This window comes from Clostridium chromiireducens (assembly GCF_003575225.1).
Classification (GTDB): domain Bacteria; phylum Bacillota; class Clostridia; order Clostridiales; family Clostridiaceae; genus Clostridium; species Clostridium chromiireducens.
Genome location: NZ_QXDJ01000003.1, coordinates 1 through 2,438 on the forward strand (window position 1 = coordinate 1; position 2,438 = coordinate 2,438).

The 2,438-nt window shown below is 50.5% G+C and carries 1 rRNA gene (running past one end of the window); it reads left to right on the forward strand.

Annotated elements, in window-relative coordinates:
• Window positions 1–2,438, forward strand: a 23S ribosomal RNA gene (locus tag D2A34_RS11320) (its annotated part continues 143 nt past the right edge of the window); the annotation flags it as partial.

Genomic DNA, 2,438 nt, shown 5'->3' on the forward strand with positions numbered 1-2,438 from the left:
TAGGGGGTAATAGTCCCGTAAGTGAAAACTATGATAATCAGTTCTGCACCAGAGTACCACGAGACACGTGAAACCTTGTGGGAAGCAGGGAGGACCACCTCCCAAGGCTAAATACTACCTGATGACCGATAGTGAAGCAGTACCGTGAGGGAAAGGTGAAAAGAACCCCGGGAGGGGAGTGAAATAGAACCTGAAACCATGTGCCTACAACCGATCAAAGCACCTTATGTGTGTGATGATGTGCTTTTTGTAGAACGAGCCAACGAGTTACGGTATGTAGCAAGGTTAAGTACTTAAGGTACGGAGCCGAAGGGAAACCGAGTCTTAATAGGGCGACTAGTTGCATGCTGTAGACCCGAAACCGGGTGACCTATCCATGGCCAGGTTGAAGCGAGGGTAAAACCTCGTGGAGGACCGAACCACGTTGCTGTTGAAAAAGCATGGGATGAGCTGTGGATAGCGGAGAAATTCCAATCGAACTCGGATATAGCTGGTTCTCCTCGAAATAGCTTTAGGGCTAGCGTCGGAAAATGTGAGTAGTGGAGGTAGAGCACTGAATAGGCTAGGGGGCATAGCGCTTACCGAACCTTATCAAACTCCGAATGCCATATACTATCAGTCCGGCAGTCAGACTGTGAAAGATAAGTTCCATGGTCAAAAGGGAAACAGCCCAGATCGTCAGCTAAGGTCCCAAAGTGTAAGTTAAGTGGAAAAGGATGTGGGATTTCTAAGACAACTAGGATGTTGGCTTAGAAGCAGCCACTCATTAAAAGAGTGCGTAATAGCTCACTAGTCAAGAGATCCTGCGCCGAAAATGTCCGGGGCTCAAACTTACCACCGAAGCTACGGGTTCACACTTATGTGTGAGCGGTAGAGGAGCGTCGTAATCGGGCTGAAGTCGTACCGTAAGGAGCGGTGGACTGATTACGAGTGAGAATGTTGGCATTAGTAGCGAGATGTAGGCGAGAATCCTACAGGCCGAATATCTAAGGTTTCCTGAGTAAAGTTTGTCTTCTCAGGGTTAGTCGGGACCTAAGGCGAGGCCGAAAGGCGTAGTCGATGGACAATTGGTTGATATTCCAATACCACTATAATCGTTATTATCGATGGTGTGACGGAGAAGGATAGGATGTGCCAGCTATTGGATGCTGGTCTAAGCGTTAAGGGAGTCAGAGTAGGCAAATCCGCTCTGGCAATTCTGAGGCGTGATGGGGAAGGTTCTACGGAACCGAAGTATCTGATTTCATGCTTCCAAGAAAAGCATCTAGAGAGAGAAGTAGTGCCCGTACCGCAAACCGACACAGGTAGATGAGGAGAGAATCCTAAGGCCGACGGAAGAATTGCAGTTAAGGAACTAGGCAAATTGACCCCGTAACTTCGGGAGAAGGGGTGCCTGAGAAATCAGGCCGCAGAGAATAGGCACAAGCAACTGTTTAACAAAAACACAGGTCTCTGCTAAAGCGAAAGCTGATGTATAGGGGCTGACGCCTGCCCGGTGCTGGAAGGTTAAGGGGAACACTTAGTGGTAACGCGAAGGTGTGAACTTAAGCCCCAGTAAACGGCGGCCGTAACTATAACGGTCCTAAGGTAGCGAAATTCCTTGTCAGGTAAGTTCTGACCCGCACGAATGGCGTAATGACTTGTGCACTGTCTCAACTGCAAATCCGGCGAAGTTGTAGTGCGAGTGAAGATGCTCGCTACCCGCGATTGGACGGAAAGACCCCGTAGAGCTTTACTGTAGCTTAGCATTGAATTTCGGTATTGTCTGTACAGGATAGGTGGGAGACTGGGAAACTAGGGCGTCAGCCTTAGTGGAGTCGTTGTTGGGATACCACCCTGATAGTATTGAAGTTCTAACTGGATGCCATGAAACTGGTGACAGGACATTGTTAGGTGGGCAGTTTGACTGGGGCGGTCGCCTCCTAAAATGTAACGGAGGCGCCCAAAGGTTCCCTCAGAACGGTCGGAAATCGTTCGAAGAGTGCAAAGGCAGAAGGGAGCCTGACTGCGACACCTACAAGTGGAGCAGGGACGAAAGTCGGGCTTAGTGATCCGGTGGTACCTCGTGGGAGGGCCATCGCTCAACGGATAAAAGCTACCTCGGGGATAACAGGCTGATCTCCCCCAAGAGTTCACATCGACGGGGAGGTTTGGCACCTCGATGTCGGCTCGTCGCATCCTGGGGCTGAAGTAGGTCCCAAGGGTTGGGCTGTTCGCCCATTAAAGCGGCACGCGAGCTGGGTTCAGAACGTCGTGAGACAGTTCGGTCCCTATCCGTCGCGGGCGTAGGAAATTTGAGAGGAGCTGTCCTTAGTACGAGAGGACCGGGATGGACTGACCTATGGTGTACCAGTTGTTTCGCCAGAAGCATAGCTGGGTAGCTAAGTCGGGAAGGGATAAACGCTGAAAGCATCTAAGTGTGAAGCCCACCTCAAGAT